Origin of the sequence: Methylobacterium sp. E-016 (assembly GCF_022829745.1) — a bacterium.
Classification (GTDB): domain Bacteria; phylum Pseudomonadota; class Alphaproteobacteria; order Rhizobiales; family Beijerinckiaceae; genus Methylobacterium.
In genome coordinates, this window is the sequence record NZ_JAKSYF010000009.1 from 1 (window position 1) to 348 (window position 348).

Genomic DNA, 348 nt, shown 5'->3' on the forward strand with positions numbered 1-348 from the left:
GGATCTGACAGCGGACATGCTGTTGCGGCCGGAGTAGCCGGCCAGGGTTGCGGCTGTGCGCGTGGGCGTGCGCATGCAGGCGATGGCCTGGAAAGTGGACCTGGCCGTAGCCACGGCGTTGGCTCACGCGGCCAGTCGCCGCGTCGAGGACGAGGAGCTTCTCCCGCGCGCGGTGGCGACGGGCGGCCTCGATCTCGGTGCCGTCGACAGGACGAAGGCCGGTCCTGGCTGTCTCACTCGTCATTCCGGGGCCGCGCAGCGGAGCCCGGAATCCAGAACCGCGACGGGTCCGGAAGGCCGGTTTCGGCTGCCGTCAAAGACTTGTCGGCAAGGTTCGCGCGTCTGGAT

The 348-nt window shown here is 69.5% G+C and carries 1 protein-coding gene; it reads left to right on the top strand.

Going from position 1 to position 348, the window contains the following annotated elements; all coding sequences use genetic code 11:
* Positions 1-73: 73 nt before the first annotated feature.
* Positions 74-348, top strand: a 275-nt coding sequence (locus tag MKK68_RS00420) for a hypothetical protein (RefSeq protein ID WP_244027502.1), incomplete at its 3' end; no start/stop codon positions are given.